At 58.2% G+C, this 20,531-nt stretch carries 16 protein-coding genes and 2 pseudogenes; 8 read left to right on the top strand and 10 right to left on the bottom strand.

Going from position 1 to position 20,531, the window contains the following annotated elements; genetic code table 11:
* Entirely contained in the window at nucleotides 1–1,251 is a 1,251-nt protein-coding gene (locus AC0L24_RS30915; protein WP_473564759.1) for a sarcosine oxidase subunit beta family protein, read from the bottom strand.
* Between the two features lie 95 nt (nucleotides 1,252–1,346).
* Between AC0L24_RS30915 and AC0L24_RS30920 the strand changes: the two genes are divergently transcribed.
* The 4 genes from AC0L24_RS30920 (at nucleotide 1,347) to AC0L24_RS30935 (ending at nucleotide 6,014) form a co-directional block, all read left to right on the top strand.
* On the top strand, nucleotides 1,347–2,327 hold the full coding sequence (locus AC0L24_RS30920) for a GlxA family transcriptional regulator (RefSeq protein ID WP_473564760.1): 981 nt from the start codon (nucleotides 1,347–1,349) through the stop codon (nucleotides 2,325–2,327).
* A 1,085-nt stretch (nucleotides 2,328–3,412) separates the two neighbouring features.
* Nucleotides 3,413–4,111 carry a GntR family transcriptional regulator gene (locus AC0L24_RS30925; RefSeq protein ID WP_473564761.1) on the top strand — a complete coding sequence of 233 codons (699 nt, stop codon included), beginning with the start codon at nucleotides 3,413–3,415 and terminating at the stop codon, nucleotides 4,109–4,111.
* A gap of 711 nt (nucleotides 4,112–4,822) precedes the next feature.
* Nucleotides 4,823–5,548, top strand: coding sequence for an ISL3 family transposase (locus AC0L24_RS30930; protein ID WP_473564774.1), 726 nt, complete (start codon nucleotides 4,823–4,825; stop codon nucleotides 5,546–5,548).
* Complete coding sequence (locus AC0L24_RS30935; protein ID WP_473564762.1) at nucleotides 5,535–6,014, top strand: helix-turn-helix domain-containing protein; 480 nt, start codon at nucleotides 5,535–5,537, stop codon at nucleotides 6,012–6,014. The genes AC0L24_RS30930 and AC0L24_RS30935 overlap by 14 nt, the downstream gene beginning before the upstream one ends.
* Before the next feature lie 619 nt (nucleotides 6,015–6,633).
* Here AC0L24_RS30935 and AC0L24_RS30940 read toward each other — a convergent pair.
* Nucleotides 6,634–7,422: a putative hydro-lyase gene (locus tag AC0L24_RS30940; RefSeq protein WP_473564763.1), complete on the bottom strand. Its 789-nt coding sequence runs from the start codon at nucleotides 7,420–7,422 to the stop codon at nucleotides 6,634–6,636.
* A gap of 126 nt (nucleotides 7,423–7,548) precedes the next feature.
* Complete coding sequence (locus AC0L24_RS30945) at nucleotides 7,549–8,811, bottom strand: NAD(P)/FAD-dependent oxidoreductase (protein ID WP_473564764.1); 1,263 nt, start codon at nucleotides 8,809–8,811, stop codon at nucleotides 7,549–7,551.
* Nucleotides 8,812–9,445: 634 nt separating this feature from the next.
* Between AC0L24_RS30945 and AC0L24_RS30950 the strand changes: the two genes are divergently transcribed.
* The 3 genes and pseudogenes from AC0L24_RS30950 (at nucleotide 9,446) to AC0L24_RS30960 (ending at nucleotide 11,428) form a co-directional block, all read left to right on the top strand.
* Nucleotides 9,446–10,540 carry a GlxA family transcriptional regulator gene (locus AC0L24_RS30950; protein WP_473564765.1) on the top strand — a complete coding sequence of 365 codons (1,095 nt, stop codon included), beginning with the start codon at nucleotides 9,446–9,448 and terminating at the stop codon, nucleotides 10,538–10,540.
* A 238-nt stretch (nucleotides 10,541–10,778) separates the two neighbouring features.
* A pseudogene (locus AC0L24_RS30955) lies at nucleotides 10,779–11,270 on the top strand (Mu transposase domain-containing protein); the annotation flags it as partial.
* On the top strand, nucleotides 11,270–11,428 hold the full coding sequence (locus tag AC0L24_RS30960; RefSeq protein WP_473564766.1) for a hypothetical protein: 159 nt from the start codon (nucleotides 11,270–11,272) through the stop codon (nucleotides 11,426–11,428). The pseudogene AC0L24_RS30955 and the gene AC0L24_RS30960, both read left to right, overlap by 1 nt.
* On the opposite strand, the gene AC0L24_RS30965 is transcribed toward AC0L24_RS30960, so the two are convergent.
* Nucleotides 11,429–12,628, bottom strand: coding sequence for an IS256 family transposase (locus AC0L24_RS30965; protein ID WP_473564767.1), 1,200 nt, complete (start codon nucleotides 12,626–12,628; stop codon nucleotides 11,429–11,431).
* A gap of 56 nt (nucleotides 12,629–12,684) precedes the next feature.
* Here AC0L24_RS30965 and AC0L24_RS30970 point away from each other — a divergent pair, with 56 nt between their 5' ends.
* Nucleotides 12,685–12,906 carry a hypothetical protein gene (locus AC0L24_RS30970; protein ID WP_473564768.1) on the top strand — a complete coding sequence of 74 codons (222 nt, stop codon included), beginning with the start codon at nucleotides 12,685–12,687 and terminating at the stop codon, nucleotides 12,904–12,906.
* Nucleotides 12,907–13,091: 185 nt separating this feature from the next.
* Here the strand turns inward: AC0L24_RS30970 and AC0L24_RS30975 are convergent, their stop codons facing one another.
* The 6 genes and pseudogenes from AC0L24_RS30975 to AC0L24_RS31000 all read right to left on the bottom strand — a co-directional run.
* Nucleotides 13,092–14,438 carry an NAD(P)/FAD-dependent oxidoreductase gene (locus AC0L24_RS30975; RefSeq protein WP_473564769.1) on the bottom strand — a complete coding sequence of 449 codons (1,347 nt, stop codon included), beginning with the start codon at nucleotides 14,436–14,438 and terminating at the stop codon, nucleotides 13,092–13,094.
* A 734-nt stretch (nucleotides 14,439–15,172) separates the two neighbouring features.
* On the bottom strand, nucleotides 15,173–16,528 hold the full coding sequence (locus AC0L24_RS30980; RefSeq protein ID WP_473564770.1) for an MmgE/PrpD family protein: 1,356 nt from the start codon (nucleotides 16,526–16,528) through the stop codon (nucleotides 15,173–15,175).
* Between the two features lie 113 nt (nucleotides 16,529–16,641).
* Nucleotides 16,642–17,502, bottom strand: coding sequence for a nitrilase-related carbon-nitrogen hydrolase (locus tag AC0L24_RS30985; RefSeq protein ID WP_473564771.1), 861 nt, complete (start codon nucleotides 17,500–17,502; stop codon nucleotides 16,642–16,644).
* 119 nt (nucleotides 17,503–17,621) lie between these two features.
* The gene (locus AC0L24_RS30990) at nucleotides 17,622–19,106 is read right to left on the bottom strand and encodes an aldehyde dehydrogenase (RefSeq protein WP_473564772.1); all 1,485 of its coding nucleotides are present in this window, start codon (nucleotides 19,104–19,106) and stop codon (nucleotides 17,622–17,624) included.
* Between the two features lie 22 nt (nucleotides 19,107–19,128).
* Complete coding sequence (locus AC0L24_RS30995) at nucleotides 19,129–19,998, bottom strand: dihydrodipicolinate synthase family protein (RefSeq protein WP_473564773.1); 870 nt, start codon at nucleotides 19,996–19,998, stop codon at nucleotides 19,129–19,131.
* A gap of 386 nt (nucleotides 19,999–20,384) precedes the next feature.
* Nucleotides 20,385–20,531, bottom strand: a pseudogene (locus AC0L24_RS31000) (IS630 family transposase); the annotation flags it as partial.

Genomic DNA, 20,531 nt, shown 5'->3' on the forward strand with positions numbered 1-20,531 from the left:
TCAGTGAAGGTTGGGCTGGGCGCCATGGCCCTTTTCGTCGAGAATATGGCCGCGTGCGAAACGGTCGAGCCGAAAGGCGCGAGCGGTCTCGTGCGGCGTGCCGCGTGCGATGAGATGCGCAAAGCAGAGGCCCGATGCGGGCGTCGCCTTGAAGCCGCCATAGCACCAGCCGGCATTCACGTAGAGATTGTCGATATGGGTGCGGTCGATGATTGGCGAGCCATCCATCGACATGTCCATGATTCCGCCCCAGGACCGCAGCACGCGGACGCGGGAAATGCCTGGGATCATCGCCTTGCCGGCCTCGGCGACATGCTCGACGGTGGCGAGATTGCCGCGCTGGGCATATGAATTGTAGCCGTCGATGTCGCCGCCGAAGACGAGCCCGCCCTTGTCGGACTGCGAGACGTAGAAATGGCCCGCGCCGAAGGTCACGACGCAATCGATGAAGGGCTTCAGGCCCTCGGAGACGAAGGCCTGAAGCACATGGCTTTCCAGCGGCAGCTTGATATCGGCCATCTCGGCAACCCGCGAGGAATTGCCGGCGGCCGCGAGCGCCAGCTTGCCGCAGCCGATGAAGCCGCGCGTGGTCTCGACGCCGGCGACCTTGCCGTTTTCGCGGCGAATGCCGGTCACTTCGCAATGCTGGATGATGTCGACGCCGCGCATGTCAGCGCCGCGGGCAAAGCCCCAGGCCACCGCGTCATGCCGCACCGTGCCACCGCGCCTCTGCAGCAGGCCGCCCTGGATCGGGAAGCGTGCACTGTCGAAATCGAGGAATGGCAGCTTGGCACGGACCGCCTCGCGGTCGAGCAGTTCCGCATCGACGCCATGCAGCAGCATCGCATTGCCGCGCCGCATATAAGCGTCGCGCTGTGCGTCGGAATGATAGAGATTAAGGACGCCGCGCTGAGAGACCATAGCGTTGAAATTGAAATCCTGCTCCAGGCCTTCCCAGAGCTTCATCGACAGCTCATAAAAGGGGTTGTTGCCCGGCAGCAGGTAGTTGGAGCGGATGATTGTCGTGTTTCGACCGACGTTGCCGGAGCCGATATACCCTTTTTCCAGGACGGCGACATTGGCGATGCCAAATTCCTTGGCGAGATAATAGGCCGTCGCTAGGCCATGCCCGCCCCCGCCGACGATGATCACGTCGTAGTGGGTTTTAGGCTCCGGCGCGCGCCAGGCGGGCGTCCAGGCCTTGTTGCCACGAAGTCCGTTGAGAAGCACGGATAGAGCCGAATACCGCATGAAATGCCCTATGAATGGAGCTGCTATCCAGCAACCTACGTCATGTTTGGTCACTGTAATTGCCCAAAAGGGACATAGTGATATAAAATGGGGACATGGTGACGAATGAATCCAAATCCCTCCAGCGCATGGGCTTCCTGCTCGTGCCGAACTTCGCATTGATGTCCTATGCTTCGGCCACCGAACCGTTGCGCGCTGCCAACCTGATCGCGGGCGTACCGCTTTACGATGTCATTCCGCTGTGTTCCTCCGGCCAGCCGGTGCGAAGTTCTTCGGGCCTCACCATTGAGTGCGATGATTTGCAGGCAAAGGGCGGAGCCTGCCACACCGTGTTTGTTTGTGCTGGTGGGACTCGCCATGACTGGGTCGACCGGGACGGCCTCTACGGGATGCTACGCAAGCTCTCGCGCCAGGGCGCCCGGATTGGCGGCATATCTTCGGGCGCTTTCCTGCTGGCCGCCGCGGGCCTCTTGGACAATCGCGACTTTACCATCCATTGGGAACATGCCGAGCTACTTAAGGAAGCCTTTCCAAATCTGTCGCCCCGGCAGGCGCGCTATGTCCTAGACGGCGACCGGATCACCTGCGGTGGCGGCATCGCACCCCTCGACATGATGCATGCGATGATTTCCGAGCGGATGGGCTCGCATTTCGCTCGCCGCGTCAGCGATTGGTATCTCCATACTGCAATCGGCGAACCCACCGCCCCTCAGCGCGGCTCGTCGGCCGAGCGATTTGGCACCCATCATCCAGCGCTGCTAACCGTCCTGGAAAAGATGGAGGCCACCATCGAACATCCTCTGTCCCGTGATGCGATGGCGAAGGTCGCTGGCGTCAGCGTTCGCCACCTCGACAGACTGTTTGCGGACCACTTTGAAATCGGATTTCTTGAAGCCTACCGAAACGTGCGCCTGGATCACGCGCGTAGACTTCTGGAGCAAAGCCCACTGTCAATTTCGGAGATCGCGTTCGCCGCTGGATTTTCCAGTCCGGGGCATTTTTCGAAAGCATTCTTAAAGCGGTTCTCGAATTCCCCGCGCCGTCTTCGGGACAAAACACGGGAAAGCGCGCGATAATGTTGTTTTTGCCATCGTCCGACCCCAGCAAGTAGGATCGGGCAAGTGCTGCCTCAACCCGTTGCTCACTGCGGTCTCGAAGTTGCTCGCAATCATAGCCTCCAGGGCTGCCGAGGTGATGCCTCTGTAGTCAATGAAACGTCTGACAACATCCTCGGGGGCGTCTGGATTTTGTTAAAAGTGCGTCCCAGCACCTTTCAGCACGGCAACCACGGCCCTGCGCGCAACCATCGGATCGGTCCCCTTGGCGGTGGGGCGGCATCTGCGGCCGCGCGTTTAAGGTGTCGTAAGATCGTATCGTCACTCGTGGACATGCCGAGACGTCGCATCAGCGCTCGGCTGGCTTTCCTCCTGTGGAGTGGCCCAGGTGGCTAGCAATCTCAGCGGCCCGTGCTGTTCGACGAGCCCCGGCGGCTACAGTGCCAAACTGTACATCGCCAGTGACCGATACGAAGCCTGATAACAACCGCCTCCCCATGAGCCGGATAATCCAGAAGCCGTCTGTGCCACCAACTGTGACGCCGACTTGAGCGTATCCCGCAATCGGGACAGGTGCCGTTCTCAGCTACTGCAGCCTAGACATTCCAGCCGCGCCCGTCGGTTCGCGCAACGCGCAAAACCTTCACTCCGCTGCCCGGAGCCCAGTGCTTCTTCGAGTGCATGACCTTCCTTGATGAGCTGGCTTACAGGATACTGTTGCCACACAAAGTGAGGCAGAGCCCATTTAAGTGCAGTGCGGCACCACCTTCGAGACGAACACCATCGAGCTTCCCGGATCGTGCCTGGCTGACGATCAGTCGGCGGCAACGATGCGACGTGAGCGAGACCAGGCCTGTAGACACCATCGGGCCTCACTCGACCGAAACGCAGATGTGTTCGCGCAGTGTTGGCAAAGAACGATGATATCGGCGCGTCCCGATTCTTCGGCAAGCGAGCTGGTCGATCTTCGCGCTATCAAGCAAAGGCAACCGCGGTCGAAGCCCGCAAAAACTGCAGTCCTCACTACTAGACCGAGCCCTTTCATGCGAGGTAGCTTTCGTGTAGAAGGCAGGAACGGTTTTTGGATACAATCGGTGATTTGCAATATGCTCGAGTCGGAAAATCAGCGCGCAAAGTTTCGCCTTCCGCGGCTAAGCCTACCCGAGGCGTTGGCGGAATCATTACAGGAGCGCATCCTCAGTGGCGAGTTCAAGGAAGGAGCACCGCTCATACAAGAAGCGATCGCAGCCGAATACGACTGCAGCCGAATGCCGGTGCGCGAAGCGTTTCGCCAATTGGAAGCAGCGGGATTAATTGTTTCTAAGATTCATAAGGGTTCGATTGTTTCGGCACTGCCATCTGAACAGATTATGGAGCTATTCGACCTCCGAGCTATGCTGGAATGTGACGTTTTGGCGCGTTCGCTAGACCTACACTCGGACGAAAGCCTGGCTCACTCGGAGAAAATTCTGAAGCAGCTCGAAGACGCCTACCATAAGCGCGATTTTTCCAGGGTCGGCGCTTTGAACTGGGAGTTCCACCGCAGTCTCTATGTTCCGTCGGACCGGGTTCAAACACTCGCCATTCTCCAAGGCATCAATGTCCAGATCGATCGCTATATCAGGATTCAGCTACTTGTGACCTCTGGGTTCGACGAAGCAGAGCAGGAACATCGGCAAATTTTGAGTATGAGCAAAAACCGCGACCCTAACGTGGTGGAGTTTATGAGAGGGCATATCTTGAGGGCTGGTCAGAACCTTCTTCAAGCACTCAGTGAGCGCAGAGTAAGCCACTCAGCTACATAACTGGGTCGCTTTGTGTGAATGTGTCGGATGTCCGCCTCGTTTGCTGACATGTGGTCGCGCCGAGGATCGAGCACCGTCGCTCCCCGGCTGTGGCTCCAGACTACTATGAACAGCGGTTTCCTGGCGCCCCGGTATCAATCTTGATGCCAAGCCCGACCCCGGACACCACGCCACGCGCGGCCGTGGCGTGTGGCGGGGTCTCCGTCACGTGCTCCCCTTGAACCTTGAACAAGCACTTGCTCAGGATCAGTTCAAGACCGATCAGGGCCGGCACGAGTTTCTGGATGGAGGCCTGGGTTCCGCTAGTGAAGCTCGGCACATCTCTCGCCCCAACCCCCATTTTTCCGCTCCTCGTTCATTAGCAGGGGAACCAGCTCCGACGGCTGAACCTTAGCGGCCCGCCTGACATGACGCACTCGCCATGCGCGTAGCTCAACGTGTGGCCGTAGACCTACTAATGTGTATTGGACATCTTGCCTTTCTGCAGTGGCGATCGGCCGACCCGTGGTGAATGCACTGATTAGTGTAGCGCGACAATCTGGGGATCTTCCGCATATTTGGTGCAGGGGCCGGGATTCACGGGCGGTGCGAATGAGTCCATAGAGTCGGAATCGCAGTCGACGCCGGTGATTCGCCCGTGCTCAATGCCTTCGTTCGCTGGTCTCGCCCGAGCTTTCGATTGTCCAAATTCTCCCACAGGCCGACAAGGTGGTGCTTGTAGCCCGGCCGAAGGCGACAGACTCGTGCTGTCCCTCCTGCGGCTGCGGAACCGGCCGCGTCCACAGCCACTACATGCGCCGGGTGGCTGATCTGCCGTGGCAGGGACGGGTTGTCGAAATCCGGCTTCACGCCAGGCGGTTCCGTCGCACCGATCCGCAATGCCGTCAGCGGATCTTTACGGAACGATTGCCGGAAACGGTGCAGCCGAAAGCGAGACGCACCGCCCGCCTCGGTGAGAGCCAGTTGGTGATCAGCTTCGCGGTCGGCGGCGAATCCGGCTCGCGCTTGTCGCGCAAACTCGCCATGCCGGTAAGCGGCGATACGCTGCTGCGGATGATCCGCTCAGCCGGGTTCGAGCCCCCGGACGCGCCGCGGGTGGTCGGCATCGACGACTGGGCCTGGCGCAAGGGGCAGCGCTACGGAACGATCATCTGCGATCTGGAGCGCAACCGCGTCCTCGATCTGTTGCCGGACCGAAATGCCAACACTGTCGCGTCATGGCTGAAACGTCATCCGGGCATCGAAGTCATCGCTCGCGATCGCGCCGGCGTTTATGCTGACGGCGCCCGTCGCGGTGCTCCCGATGCAACGCAGGTCGCCGACCCCTGGCATCTTCTCCAGAATCTGGGCGAAGCGTTGCGTCTGGCCCTCGGCCGCCATCGCAAAGCGGTCAGTGCCGCCGGAAAGGCGATGATGGGCCGAGATGAGTGGCGATGACGACGCCAATCCGGAACCATCAGTGGAGACTTCCCCGAAGCTTGATGGCCTGCGCCGGTCGCGCCGCAACCAGCGCAGTGAACTCTATGCTGAAGTCCTTGATTTGCGGACGACCGGCATGTCGCCGCGACAGATCGCGCCCCGGACCGGCATGAGCGTGAGAACGGTCGAGCGCTGGCTTGCAGCGGGCGGGGAGCCCGAGCACCGGCGGCCGCCCGCGCTCGGTTCTCATGGATCCTTTCCAGGAGTATCTCGAAGGACGCTGGCAGGAAGGCCAACGCAACGGGTTGCACCTGTGGAGCGAAATCAAGTGCCGCGGCTTTGCAGGCAGCAGGGCGACCGTCTACAGGTGGACCGCCGCCCGCCAGCAGTGCTCATCGACCGCTCCGTCAAATGCGCGATGGCGGCCGCCGTCGCGCCGAAACTGTGCATGGCTGCTGAGCGAAGACCCGACTTTGCTCGATGAGCAGACCGAGCAATTCTTGGGCCATCTCTATGACTGCGCGCCGGAGCTCTTGAAGGCGGGTGACCTGGCTCGACGTTTCGCTGCACTGATACGCGGCGACGATGATGCCGGCCTCGAGCAATGGATCGAGGACGCCACGGACAGCGAACTGGCTTTCTTGCAGCAGGCATCGGCCGTGACATTGCGGCTGTTCGGGCCGCAATCACCCAGCCCTGGAGCACCAGTCCCGTCGAGGGACAGATCAACCGTCTCAAGACCATCAAGCGCCAGATGTATGGGCGCTCCGGGTATCCGCTGCTGAGAAACAGGCTACTGGCAGCCGCCTAACGACCGTAGAAACAGACGGGGCAACCAAGGGAACGCCGCCTCTGCACCAAATATGCGGAAGATCTGGGAGAGAAGCCTCTCACGTTGATTGCCGCACCGCGCCGCACGTTAGCGAGCGTGACGAGGTTGCCAAGAACCAGCAGCATCGAGGTCACGGGTGAACGGCAAGTTGGAGCCATGCTCAATGGCTTTGGGGGCGTTCACCGGAGGCATAGGTCCGACGCTCTCTCTCTCTCTAGAATATTTTTCCCGCAGAGCCGCGGGGTGAAACCATCGACTCTTGGCTTATTGATCAGCATGTCAATTGAGCATTCGGGATATCTGTTACAAGCATGTGCCCCGGTGCATGGGTAATGCACAATTCAGGCAGTGCCTGCGCAATAGCAGCTTGGGGGGTAACTCCACAGGCCCAGAAAACAGGCACCTCGCCCGCTTTAATGGTCACAGCGTCACCATAATCAGGACGGGAGACGTCATGAATGCCGATTGCAACTGGATCGCCTATATGGATTGGAGCGCCGTGCATGAAAGGGAGCCTCCAAGTGATCCCAACTGCCTTGATCGCATCTTCGGGGCGCATGGGCCGCATCGAGACTACGAGTGGACCGGAGAAAACACCGGATGGAACGGTGGCGATTGATGTCCGAAACATGGGTACGTTGCGGCGCTCTTCGATGTGTCGTACCGGCACGCCGCAATTTAGCAAAGATTCTTCGAAGGAAAAGGAGCAGCCAATCGCGAACGCTACCAAGTCGTCACGCCAGACGTGAGTTATCTCCCGCGGCTCGTCAACCAGTCTCCCCCCCTTCCAAATTCGATACCGCGGCACATCCGTGCGGATATCGAGATCCTGTCCAAGCCCTCCGATCATCGCTGTCCCCGGGTCGGAGACTCCGAGAAGTGGACATGCCTTTGTATTGCGCTGGCAGAAGAGCAAAAAATCGTAGGCAAGCTCACGTGGCAGGATTACAAGATTAGCTTGTACGAAGCCTGGAGCGAGGTTGGCGGTCGGACCGGATAGGGCACCGGAACGCGCCATCAGACGAACGTTTCGTGCCGAAGACCTGAAGGTGGAGCTCATACTTCTTCTACTTAATGGCACTGCAGATGAAAGCAGATCGGTTAATCGTGTATTTGGAAGCCGGAACTTCCGCTGGCAGACGGTTTTTGCAGGTTAGGCGTTAACACGGGGAAGGGGCCAGCCAACTCAAGATGGCACCCATTTTTGAGAGAAGCGGGCGGCGGAGAAGGGCGTCAGATTAAGGTGCGGCTCACGTTCGAACAGAAGGTCACCAACGATCTTGCCGGTTGTCGGACCCTGCGTCAGTCCGAGATGACCGTGGCCGAAAGCATAAATGATATGCCGGCTGGGACCGGACCGGCCTATAACAGGAAGGCTATCCGGCGTGGCTGCCCGATGACCACTCCATTCCTGGCCTCCCTCTTCCTTCAGTCCCGGAAGATAGAGTTTTGCGAGCTTTACGAGAGCTTTTGAGCGTTTGAAGTTTGGCACCGACGTCAATCCACCAAACTCGGCTGCCCCGCCAATCCGCAAGCCGATCGAAAGCGGCGTAGCCACGAATTTTCGCTCTGCGAATATCACTTCGCGCTCAAGCGCGACGCCCGGGGAGACTATTGTGGTGTTATATCCGCGCTCGCTTTCGAGTAAAATGCGGTCACCCAACTGCTCGGCAATTCGGGCCGACCAGACACCCGCCGCGATGACAACCTTTGTCGCTCTGAGAGTCTTGCCGCCGTCTAGCGTGATCCTGACACCGTCAGTTGCAGGATCTACCCGGGAAACCTCAGCTTTCGAGATTTCCGCACCGTTGGCGGCAAGCCAGTCGCGCAGAACGTCAACGACCTTTTTTGGATCCGAAACGTGAGACCATTGTGGCGTGAAAATCCCTCCTTTGACTATTGGACCAAGTGCAGGTTCCATATCCCTGACGTGAGGCGCCGATAACTCTTGGACCTCAACACCGAGTGCTCGCTTTGCGTCCCATTCCCGCTTGTCATTTATCAAACCGCTCTCGCTCTCGTACACGGTCAATGCACCCTTGCGATACAGATCGCCTCCCAAGCCGACCTTATTGAATAGCGGCAGAAGGTCGTCATAGACGCGACCATTGAGTTGGGCCAGTGCCGCGGAGATCCGGACCACTTCGGATCTCGAGCCAGCACGCGCAAACCGCCAGAGCCACGGCAATAGATGAGGCGCGTGCTCGACCCGAATGGCAAGCGGCCCGAGGGGATCCAGCATCCAGAGCGGCACTTTCTTCCACAGCCCGGGGACGGAGGCAGGTATCACTTCTGTTACGGCGATACCGCCAGCGTTGCCCAGTGAGGCTTTATCCCCCTCAGGATCGCGGTCGACGAGTGTGACTGCCGCACCCGCCTGTAGCGCCTCGTAGGCAACACATAATCCGACAATACCGGCGCCCACGACAATGACGCTCACTCCAACCATTGCGTAAGCTTTCTCTTTCCAGTGGACCGATGACCGCGGAGTTACCCAATTCCGGGCTGATCAACTGTATCCAATCTACAATCGCTTGACAATGCGTTATTAAGGTGGTTTGAAAGAGAGGGTAAGCCGATCGCAGACTGATTGGGAGGAGAAGGCGGCCCTGCCATTGCTCCGGGAGCACAGCCAGGGCCGATACACTCCGTTGATTAGGACTTAGTGTCCGAGGTCCGCGACCCAATGATAGCAGCGGCGACTACGACACTTACGCAATCTTCTCGGATTATGTGTCCAGAAATAAGCCGAGGGTCACCCTCGGGACAGAGTTCGACTATGATCGTGTCGCTAAATTGTTTCCGCGCCGCTGGGGCTGCTGGCTGCGCATCAAGCGGGGACGGCCTTTTGAACGGCATCCACACCGCCGGCCAGAAGCGTCCTGTCCCCCCTCAGCCATCGCCAGACGCTCCGCTGCAACCACGATCGAGCTGCCGGCTACAACTTCTCGCTCATGCAAATGGTTCAGGCAGTCTTTATGGCTCCTCATCGCAGCGTTTCGACCCAGCCGAAACCGCGCGCGGCTTCATGTTCACGTCAACTCGCTGCTTTGCGTAGCGGGCAATCAACGCGCAGGTTCATCATGACGTTCGATGACAGAGCACGTAAAAGTGCTGGACAGGAGCAACTGGCTCACTATGCAGAGCTTCGAAGCGGCATCACAGGCATCATACAACAAAGCCCGAAAAACGCAAATTGGTCGCCCGAGAAAGACAGCGAACATGCTTCTGGAAACATCCAAGTAATCGAATTTGTATTGCTCAACGCGTTTTCAATGATGTCATTGACCAGCGCGATCGAGCCGTTGCGCGCAGCCAATCGTCTCCTCGACCGCGAGGTCTATAAGTGGCGTTTCACCTCCGAGGACGGCAATACCGCTATCGCATCAAACGGTATCGAGGTGAAGGTTCATGAGCAATTTGGTAGATCAGGTGCACCTGATTTTGTCTTCGTCTGCGCTGGTATGACCCTCATTGCCCAGGACCAGAACCGACTGAGTGCCATCCTAAACAAACGCGCCCGCCAAGTCTGCAAGCTGGGCGCCCTTTCGATGGGAGCTGTCTTTCTGGCAAGAGCTGGAGTGCTCAATGATGCCCGATGCACCCTGCATTGGGAAGGTCAACCAGCCTTCCGGGAGGAATTTCCTGAGGTTAGGCTGTGCAACGACCTCTATGTAATTGACAGAAACCGCTACACCTGCGCGGGTGGCACCGCTAGTCTCGACATGATGCTGCACCTTATAACGCGCGAGCACGGAGCAGCGCTCGCGCGCTCCATTGCAAATCAATTTCAGGTGGATCGCATCCGAAAGGGCGACATGGAGCAGAGGCCGGGAAGTTCGGCCAGATGGGATACGCTTCCGCCCCAAATTATGCAGGCGGCCACGCTGATGAAGACTTCTTTCGAAAACCCGATTAGCATGAAAAGGATATCCCTTGCTGTAGGCTTGAGCGTTAGAAACCTCGAACGTTTATTCGAGCGTCACACCGGTCAAACGCCAGCCCGATATTATAAGGTGCTGAGGCTAGAGCATGCGCGCGACTTGCTGATGCACACAAACCTTGCGAGTATCGAAATCGCGATTGCTACTGGATTTTGCTCAAGTTCCTATTTCTCTGTTTGTTACAATCAGCATTTCGGTCATTCGCCTTCAAGGGAACGCCGTCGAATTCTCTAGACATGGGGCGTACAAGCCAGCAGCGGCTCATCGGCGAGGCCATTCCTGCCCCGGATCTTTCGTGTCGCGCGAGGGTGTAACATTCTCGGCCAGGCAAACGGTAACAAATCACGAGAAGCAAAACGACAAGTACCTCTCGGATTGTCATGGGGGCGGCCTTCGTTCCCTCGATTAGCATGGCAACGGCCTCAGCATTGAGCAGAACACTCACCCGCCACGCCCGACTGGCGGGCACCCAGCCCCTGCAGTCGGACGGCCGGTCGAGATCCAGGCCTATGCCGACCGCATCGTCATCCGCCAGGACGGCCTCATCGTCGGCGAGCACGCCCGCTCCTTCGGACGCTGCGAGACCGTCTATGATCCCTGGCACTACGTCCCGGTCCTCTCCCGGAAGCCCGGGGCGCTACGCAACGGCGCACCGTTCCGGGATGGGGTTCTGCCGTCGGCCACGGAAAAGGTCCGCCGCAAACTGAAGGATGCCAACGACGGCGACCGGCAGATGGTCGCCGTCCTGGCTGCAGTGGTCTCCGACGGGAGCGAGGCAGTCGAGACGGCCTGTCAGGAGGTCCTCGACCAGAACGTCTGTTCGTCGGCCGTCTTCCTCAACATCCTGGCCCGCCGCCGCGATCCGGCGCCGGCGTTGACCGTGCTCACTCCGGATGTGCTACGGCTTAAGCATGAGCCGCAGGCCGATTGCGCCCGTTACGACAGCCTCAGGGGGGCAAGCTGATGGAAAAGACGCAGGTTCTCGAACTCATGGGCGCTTTGAAGCTCTACGGCATGCTCGGCGCCTATGACGAGATCATGGCCACCGGGAACAAGGATCGTGCCCCATGGCGTGGTGTAGGTAACGGCATTGGTCGCCGTGCTCTCCAAGGGCCGGACTGATCAGCGCGCCACTGCCGGCAGGCTGATGAGCGGATCATCGCTCATCTGGCTGATGGTCTCAAGGGTCATGTAGCGCGCCCGCTGCACGGCCCATTCATCATTCTGTTCGAGCAGGAGGGCGCCGACGAGACGGACTATGGCATCGTCATTGGGGAAGATGCCGACGACCTCGGTCCTGCGCTTGATCTCGCCGTTGAGGCGCTCGATCGGGTTGGTGCTATGCAGCTTGGCACGGTGCTCCTTGGGGAAGGTCATGTAGGCAAGCACGTCGGGCTCGGCATCGTCCATGATGGTGGCGAGCTTGGGCACCTTCGGCCGGATCTGGTCGGCAACGGCGCGCCATTGGGTGCTGGCGGCCTCGGCCGTCTCCTGGGCGAAGGCGGTGGCGATGAAGGCCGAGGCGACGCGGCGGCCGCTCTTGCCGGCATGCGCCAGCACGTTCCTCATGAAATGGACCCGGCAGCGCTGCCATGTCGCGCACAGCACCTTGGTGACGGCCGCCTTGATCCCTTCGTGGGCATCGGAGACGACGAGCTTGACGCCGCGCAGGCCGCGACGTGGCAGCTTGCGCAGGAACTCCGTCCAGATCGGCTCGGCCTCCGACGTGCCAATCTCCATGCCCAGCACCTCGCGCCGGCCGGCCGCGTTGACGCCGACGGCGATGATGACAGCGACCGAGACGATCCGCCCACCGCGGCGGACCTTCAGGTAGGTGGCGTCGATCCACAGGTATGGCCGGTCGCCCTCGATGGGCCTGTCGAGGAAGGCCTTCACCTTGCCGTCGATCTCCTCGCACAGCCGGCTGACCTGGCTCTTGGAGACGCCGCTCATGCCCATCGCCTTGACCAGGTCGTCGACCGAGCGCGTCGAGATACCCTGGACGTAGGCCTCCTGAATGACGGCGATCAGCGCCTTCTCGGCCATGCGCCGCGGCTCAAGGAAGCTCGGGAAGTAAGAGCCCTTCCTGAGCTTGGGGATGCGCAGCTCGACGGTGCCGGCCCGCGTCTCCCAGTCTCTGTCGCGGTAGCCGTTGCGCTGGACAAGCCGCAGCGGGTTCTTCTCGCCATGGGCCGCGCCGGTGGCGGCGCCCACCTCCAGCTCCATCAGCTGCTCGGCGGCAAAGCCGATCATCTCGCGCAGGATATCGGCGTCGGGGGTCTTCTCTACGAGCGTGCGCAGGTTCATCATGTCGTTGGTCATCGGTGGTTCCTTCGAATCAGGTTGTGTCAGCAACCCAACCCTACCGAAGAACATCGATGACCGCCGCAAAGCCGCTCGCTCGCTACAGCGCTATCGAGGGCGCGCTCGCGAGCGGCTTCGCTATCGCCGACCTACACCACGCGGTGGGACACGACCGGATCAAGCGTCCAAGCCGCCGAGGATCGCGCGATCTACTGTCGGCCGAGAAGCAGGCGCGCTCCATCAAATACCAGCTGATCGTCGCCAAGCTCCAAAATCTCGCGGTCCTGCTCGGATAGATACGCTGTGTTGACGCTTGCCGTAGGCACCGTACGTTACATCTGGAAGACGCACCGGCTGAAGCCCAGCCCGGCGAGGGCTAGGTCAGTCAATCCAACTGCTGCCGCACGCTGCAGGTTATCCTGCACCGTGCTGCGCACTAACATGAGTGCTCGTCCGATCCCGAGCGCCTTTTCCAGTCCGATTAGCTCCAAGGATAAGGACTTTTCGAGGTTGGGTGCAGCTCGCCCTTTTCATAGCGGCCTATGCGGAACGGCTTTAGCAGCCGACATTCATGGCCCAAGACCTCTTCTGCAACAAGCGCACCCACGCCGATCATTTTGTAACCGTGGTTGGAGTCGGCGATCATGTAGACGTTCTCACGGAATGCTTCGAAGATCGGGAAGCTATCCGGTGTGAAGCAACCGATGCCGCCCGACGGCTCGCGATGGAACTTGTCCATCGTTCCTTCAAATCGTTTGTTGCAGTGAGCCAGTGCCGAGACCCACATATGGGCGAACCCCATGCTAGCGATAAATTGCGGCGAGGAAGGGCCGTATGGATCGATCTGAACTTCGTCGACAGGTGTTTCGACCTTGTAAGGCATTGCACCACCTTGCACGCCGCCGAAATTGAAGTCGGACTTGTAATAGATGCCCCACATCTTGTCGGTGATCAGACTTCCGTCGACGGTGGAGTAGAGCGGAGCGTCCGTGTCAACGTGGATGACCGGCGGCATCTCGCCATCGTTGGCTCTGAAGGCGTTCGGGTCGACGCCGAGTACACCTTCCTCAAGCTGCCAGAAACGCCACATGGGGATATCGCCATGGAGCTGGCCATCCTTGCCCTTGATCATGACCGTCTGCGGCAGCTCCGCCATGCGCCAAAAATCGCGGACCCACGGGCCGGCGCCGACGACGAGATAGTCGCATTTGATGTGGCCCTGGTCGGTGTCGATGCCGGTCACGGCTGAGCTTGACCCGCTCGCGAAGGTCATTCCGGTAACGGTCACCCCAGTCAGGATACGGACACCCTCGCCTTCTGCCTTCTTCGCCAGCGCGTAGATCGCCGCTGCATTATGGGCGTAGCCGCCCTTCTTTTCGTGGAGGACGGAGGTGATGTTCTTTGCCTGCCAATCCGAAAATAGGTCCTTCATATAGGCGTCGCAATCAGCTTTGCCTTCAACAAAGACCGAGGAATACCCGATTGCTTTTTGTTGCTCGTAGATGCTCCGTACGTCTTCGTGCATCGATTCCGAACTAATCTGCATGTAGCCGACTGGATTGTACTGATAGGCTTCGGCGTCGCTTTCCCAAACGCTAACTGAGTGTGCCATGAGCTCGCGCATCGCGGGCTGAAAGTAATTGTTGCGGACAACGCCGCAGGCAATGCCGGATGCTCCCGCCGCGATGCCGCTCTTATCGATCACAAGAATGTCCGTGCCGGAACCCTTGCGGGCCTTCTTGAGGGCCAGGGCAAGATGATAGGCGGTTGACAAGCCATGGATACCAGCGCCGATGATCACGTAGGGCGACGAATTTGGGAAGGCCATAGATTACTCCTTATTCGACTTTTCTGGATTGAGCATCTTCCGATCTTGTTCGGATAAGTTTTGGATTTTCGTCAAACCCGTTAGAAAAAACGGCAGCCAACGTGTCCGCGTTGGTTGATCTGAAAGCGGGTGGATCGCAACGACAAGGTCATCAGGGGTGGCGTCAAGCCTACGGCGCGTGGTGCGGGCGGCTGGGGAACAATGGCGTTTGATGCTGGATGAGCTCGTGGCTGGTACAAATCATCGTGGGCCGCTCAACTATTGGCGGACTTTTCTCCACCGGCTCGGGAGGAGCCATACAAAAAGCGAGTGGGCAGCAAGCATCGACGATCGCCGCGGGGCGAAATTATGATCGTGGACCGGGATGCCGCCGCTTCATTTATAGGGTATGGTGCGGTAATCTTAATCGCTTAAGACGTCACCGAATACGCAGCTGACCAAGTGCTCAGTAAACAGACCTTCGTTGCCGATCTGAGATCGCATGGTATGGTCGCGCCCTTGAACGGTCAACGCGATAACTCCGTGTGTTCGTTCTCGACGATGTCAGCTTGTGTAGGAGCGAACGGACCGAGAGAGAGTGTCAAAGGGCCGGAAGTTATGCTAGGCCCCTTCAAAAATAACGGACAATCAAAGACTATCGCTCCGCGTAGTCCTAGCTTTAGCCTAGACCCGGATCGCCCATTGAGAACGAGACATGAGCTCCCGAGGTCGGCAGCCCCAACGATTGCCCTTAATTAGCGAGAAACGCGCACCGTAGGGGCTGTTTGTCTGCTTTCCGGCGACATGAGCACAGCAAAAAGAGGATCGAAGCCAGCAGTGTGAAGGCTACGAGTCGCTGTCACAATCTCGTCTTGCCACTGGAGAGTGACGGTGTTGCGAACAACGTTCTTGAATTTTTCGGTGATCTGTTGGGGGGAAAGAGGGTTTGCAACGTCACCAACTGGGTGAAGTACTGTCATTTCCTCTGAGCCATCGCCCTGATCTATGATCGCTCGCGCTGGCGTTGTAATAGGAAAGGAGGAGGTGAACTGCGGTGACGTATCAAGTTCAATGCGAGACGCAAGCTCAAGGACCGCCTCGTCTCTCAGACGCTCCTCCTCTACGGGTTGAAGTGCGACGCGGCCATGTAGGGCCGCGAGCGCGCAACTAAAGTAGAAGCTATATTGGCCGCCTTCGAGAGTGGTTGGTACACGCTCATTCGCCAGCCGCATCGCATGGGGAAATGTTTCGATCCGCAAGCGCCGGATCGGCCTATCCACTTTCCGCATCGCAAGGATGGCATCGATCGCGGCATGCATGTAGCGACAGCAGGCGTAGGGCTTAAGGTAGCATTTCTGAACTTCCCAAGAAGCCCCTGTGTTGGTGGTTAAAAGCTTTCGCGTGAAAAAGCTGTCATCATCGAGGATATCGAGTGGACCTTTTGCGCCTCCGCGTGCGCGATAAGCGGCTGTAATGCCGGCGACGACCGCTGGCGGAATACCCTCTTTGATGCTGCTTCCATCAAATTTCGAGTTCACCGACAAATAAACAACCGGTCCTTCGCATCCAGCTATCGCGAGTGCGTGAGCAGTTTTTTCGGCCCCAAGACCCAGAAGACGAGCTGTGGCGGCAGCGACGCCGAAGTTTACCCATCGGCCACTGGCATACATCTCGACCGTCTCGACAGGCCGGCAGCTAGCGACTCGGAGGCCAACCTCGTAGCCCAAGGCTATTGCCATCATGATTTCTAGATCCGTGGCACCGACCGCTTGCGCAACCGCCAGAGCAGCAGGGATAATCCCAGCCCCGGGGTGACCCCCTGCTCCCCTATGACCGTCATCGATATCCAGCGCGCTTGCGGCTGTACTATTAGCCATTGCAGCGCCGATCACGCTGGACCGCTCTCCGGCAAACCAAATGCTGATGTTCCCTTCGCCATAAGCCTCCAGAGCGGACGTTCTGGCGGATGTCGCCAAGGTAGAATTGAAGCCCGCTCCCGCCGCACCCAAAAGGTCGAGTATTAGCGGGGTGATTGCTTCCCGCGTTTCCGCAGGCAACTTGTTGGAGGGGAAGCTGCTAATGAAGTCGGCAAGCTCGGAAATTGCGTGCACTTTCTAACCTCCAGTGGATTAGATCAAGAAGATAAATGGTCCAAGGCGCGGACGAGGACAAAGCTCGGCAACACGGAATTACGACCTACATGGGTTCTTATGTGCCTTGAAAGTCAATTATGATTTGAGCTGTAGTGATGATGTTGTAAGAAGCGATCGAGTTCTGCCGCTATAAATTGAGGATCCGAGTACCGGACCGTGGGCAGTAAATGCCGCGCCTTGCGAGAATCATTTGAATCGATTTCCGCGAAAATTAGCTCTTCACTTTCTCCTGCACGAGCCAATTCCACACCGAACGCGTTGATGATTCGTGATCCCCCCCAAAAATCCAATGAGCCACGGTGTCCACAGTGATTTGTCATCACGATCGGCAAGCCGTAGTTCATCGCCATATACCGCAGATTGATCTCCCAGTTTGCAGGAATATCGAAATCAGGTCCTACAGCGCTCTTGGCCGACGCAATTGGATGAAGCAAAAGCTCGGCTCCATTTAGCGCTGACAGCCAAGTTAGTGCAGGATTCCTGCTGTCGGCGCAAATCAGGGTAGCCACTTGAGTGTTTTTTAAGTCGACAAGGCCAAGACTGTCGCCTGCGGTATAGTATCTATTCTCAACAAGCTTACCATAGCTAGGGAGGTTTATCTTCCTGTGGATGTTTAATATCACGCCGTCGTTCGCCAAGGCCTGGCTGATGTAACATCGTCCATTTTCCGCCGCCTCAATGAAGCCGAAAGAGACAGCCATTCCGACCGTGGCATTAACGATCGCGCTTATTTCGGGGTCCGAAATCGTCCGGCTTAGAGATGATATTTCGGGCGACGAAAGGTAGTCCGTTAGGGAGAGCTCCGGAAATACTAGTACATTAACGTCTTCAGAACGAGCGCGGCTTATGAAATCCAAGTGCTTCTGGACGTTTTTATTAATATCTCCTGCATGACAGGCTATCTGTGCGGATGCCAATTTGATTGCATTCATTTATGCACTTCCTCATTTGGCTCCGTAGCCGACACAGGTATTTGCCTCGATCGTCGCCAAAGTGTGCTCCTTCTCAGGATAAGGGTGTAAGTGGGGATAGTCCCAAGAGCCGGATGGCGTTATCCGTTAACGTACCAGATAACCTTAGTCTGGGTGAACTGGTCAAAGGCCTCCATACCTTTGTCGCGGCCGCCGAAGCCTGATGTCTTACGGCCGCCAAATGGCGCCGTGATGTCCCCCTCCGAGAATCCGTTAACCGAGACTGTCCCAGCCTTTATCTTGAGGGATATGCGCTGGGCGCGCCGAACGTCATTCGTATAGAGAGAAGCCGCGAGGCCGTATCTGCTGTCATTAGCCAGTTGAATCGCCTCATCTTCGGTGACGAAAGTTGTCACGGCGAGGACAGGGCCAAAAACCTCCTCCTGGAAGAGGCGCATGGCAGGGGTAACACCGTCGAAGATGGTCGGTTCCACATACCAGCCACTACCTAGCTTCGAATGAACGCGTCCGCCGTAGACTAGACGCGCTCCGGCTGGGCCTGCCTCCTCGAGAAACTGCCTGACCTTCAGGAAATGAGCCTCTTCAATCATCGGCCCAATCCGGACTTCGGGATCAGTTGGCAAACCAACCTTCCATTTGGTCAGGCCCCGCTTAAGCTGGTCGATTAGGGCGTCCTTTACGTCCGCATGAACGATCAGGCGTCCACCGCAACTGCAATTCTCACCCATGTTCCAGAAAGCGGCGGCAAGGATTTGACCAGAAATCTCGGCAACATCGACGTCCTCGAATACGATCTGGGGGTTTTTGCCTCCACACTCAAGTACAATTTCCTTGAGATTGCTCTCGGCAGAATACCTCAGAAACAGTCGACCCACCTCGGTGGAGCCTGTGAACGAGACCATGTCCACGTCGGGATGGCGCCCCAATGGTTCTCCGGCGGCCTCCCCAGTACCGGTGACCAGCGTCAGAGCGCCTTCAGGAATGCCAGCCTGGTGAGCCAGTTGCGTCAGGCGATAGGCACTCATCGACGTCAGTTCAGACGGTTTGACGATCACAGAATTACCGGCCACGAGCGCGGGGGCTACTTTCCAAGCATACATCTGGGCAGGGAAGTTCCACGGCAGTACGGCACCCACGACCCCCACAGGTTCTTTTATGATGACGCCGAAAGCTTCGGGTCCTGTCGGCGAGATTCGGCCAAAGCATTTGTCGGCAGCTTCGGCGAACCATGAGAACGTCTCGATGGTGGCGGGCACGTCGGTGGTTAGGCATTCCGTGATGGGCTTGCCGGCGTCGACGCAATCCAGTGCGGCTATTTCTTCGGCATGCTCGCGCATCAACGTGACCCACGCTAAAATCACGCGTTTGCGCTCGACCGGAGGAAGTTCCGACCATATACCTGACTCGAAAGTGGCTCTCGCCGCAACAACGGCCGCGTCTATTTCAGAAGCAGAGCCTGCCGCGATTGCGCCGATACAGGTGTTGTCGATCGGGCTGTAGATCTGGATCCGGGGAGCGCTTGACGCGTATCCCGGAATCAAAGGTCCTGCCCAAAGTTCGGCAGCCTTGGCCTGGTTCAAAACTTCGTCGATCGTTGCGAACATGACTGCGATCCCGAAACGGAGTTCAGAGCAACGGCGCCAGAGCCTCTTCCAGCTCTCGAAGTTCATTTTTGCTCAAAGGCTGCACCGGCTGACGGCAGGGGCCGACCTGATTGATCCTGAGGTTGGTTGCCGCCTTGATGGCCGGGTTATAAGCATGGCTCCAGAAGAAAAGGTTGGCCGGCAACATCTGCTTCCAGAGCTCGCTTGCGGCGTTCGTCTCTCCGGCACGGACTAGACGGTACAGCTCGACGGCTTCACGCGGCATGGCGTTCACTGCGCCCCAGAAGCAACCGGCCGCACCCGCAATCAGCGCGTGGAATGCAAACGGGTCTGAACCGTTGAATACATTAGCCCCGCTGACCAATAGTTCCTGAACACGCACGAAGCTTCCACTTGTGTCCTTGATATACTGGACGTTATCGATCTCTCTTAGACGTTTGAAGAACTCCGGCGTAATGTCAAAGCCCGAGTGCGCGGGTACATTATAAACCATGATCGGCACCCGTACCTGGGAAGCAATCTTCTCATAGTGACTAAATACACCATCTGCCGTCGGACCCTCGAAGAAGGGCGGCAGAACAAGCAACGCATCAGCCCCGACGCTCTCCGCGTGGAGGGCCGCCTCGATCGCGTCTTCAGTGCGAATCGCAGAAGTCTGAACGATCAGCTTCGCGCGACCGTCGATGTGGCGGCCGGCCGATTGGGCGATAACGCGCTTCTCCTCGGTGGTTAGAAAGGGAAATTCGCCCGTTCCGCCGCAAACGCCGACTATATCGACGCCGGCCTCGATCATAGTGTCGATGTGAACCCGCAACTGATCCATATCGACTGAAGCTCCACCCTCGCGCATTGGGGTGCAGAGGGCAGCGCAGATTCCCTGGAGCTCAGGCATCACAAGTTCTTTCTATCAATGCGTTTCGCGCGGTTTGAAGCGGCCAGCTCAATTAAGCCGTTCGTTATGATGGCCACTGGATCCAATCTACAAGTCTCGAATTGCTCTGTCTAGTCCCAGTTTTCTTACTTCATTCAAAGCGGGCGCTTGCAAGTTTCGAGCCCGACCACGCGGTAGATGGGGCTGCAGGCTGTCGGCAAGAGTAATTGGACCGATGCGCTCGGGCACAAGCATCTGCGATGACCTTCATGGCAGATGGTATAGGAGCTGGAATAGCGCGAAGTCTCGTCGAATAACATTTCCCAGCCGCGCTTCGAAATAGCCGGGTCACGACGCCTTAGGAGAGTGGATGGGGTATCTTAAACGGCCCGCCAATGACGTATCACCTAGTGGATAGAATCTAACGGTTGGTGCCCACGTTTGACAGCTGCGATGATTTCGTCGGGGTCGGCGGTTCAGACGAACGGTTTGGGCTGTTGGTTGTAGTCGGCAAGAAAGCGGTTGATGGCGGCCTGGAGGTCGACGACGGAATG

The organism is Mesorhizobium sp. WSM4809 (genome assembly GCF_055811655.1).

Bases quoted from the DNA above. Each gene is read 5' to 3' on its own strand.
- AC0L24_RS30925 (WP_473564761.1), top strand. From the start codon at position 3,413: ATGCTCGAGTCGGAAAATCAGCGCGCAAAGTTTCGCCTTCCGCGGCTA.
- AC0L24_RS30990 (WP_473564772.1), bottom strand. From the start codon at position 19,106: ATGTTCGCAACGATCGACGAAGTTTTGAACCAGGCCAAGGCTGCCGAA.
- AC0L24_RS30960 (WP_473564766.1), top strand. From the start codon at position 11,270: ATGGAAAAGACGCAGGTTCTCGAACTCATGGGCGCTTTGAAGCTCTAC.
- AC0L24_RS30920 (WP_473564760.1), top strand. From the start codon at position 1,347: ATGGTGACGAATGAATCCAAATCCCTCCAGCGCATGGGCTTCCTGCTC.
- AC0L24_RS30945 (WP_473564764.1), bottom strand. From the start codon at position 8,811: ATGGTTGGAGTGAGCGTCATTGTCGTGGGCGCCGGTATTGTCGGATTA.
- AC0L24_RS30915 (WP_473564759.1), bottom strand. From the start codon at position 1,251: ATGCGGTATTCGGCTCTATCCGTGCTTCTCAACGGACTTCGTGGCAAC.
- AC0L24_RS30995 (WP_473564773.1), bottom strand. From the start codon at position 19,998: ATGCCTGAGCTCCAGGGAATCTGCGCTGCCCTCTGCACCCCAATGCGC.
- AC0L24_RS30935 (WP_473564762.1), top strand. From the start codon at position 5,535: ATGAGTGGCGATGACGACGCCAATCCGGAACCATCAGTGGAGACTTCC.
- AC0L24_RS30975 (WP_473564769.1), bottom strand. From the start codon at position 14,438: ATGGCCTTCCCAAATTCGTCGCCCTACGTGATCATCGGCGCTGGTATC.
- AC0L24_RS30985 (WP_473564771.1), bottom strand. From the start codon at position 17,502: ATGAATGCAATCAAATTGGCATCCGCACAGATAGCCTGTCATGCAGGA.
- AC0L24_RS30950 (WP_473564765.1), top strand. From the start codon at position 9,446: ATGACGTTCGATGACAGAGCACGTAAAAGTGCTGGACAGGAGCAACTG.
- AC0L24_RS30965 (WP_473564767.1), bottom strand. From the start codon at position 12,628: ATGACCAACGACATGATGAACCTGCGCACGCTCGTAGAGAAGACCCCC.
- AC0L24_RS30970 (WP_473564768.1), top strand. From the start codon at position 12,685: ATGACCGCCGCAAAGCCGCTCGCTCGCTACAGCGCTATCGAGGGCGCG.
- AC0L24_RS30940 (WP_473564763.1), bottom strand. From the start codon at position 7,422: ATGAGCTCCACCTTCAGGTCTTCGGCACGAAACGTTCGTCTGATGGCG.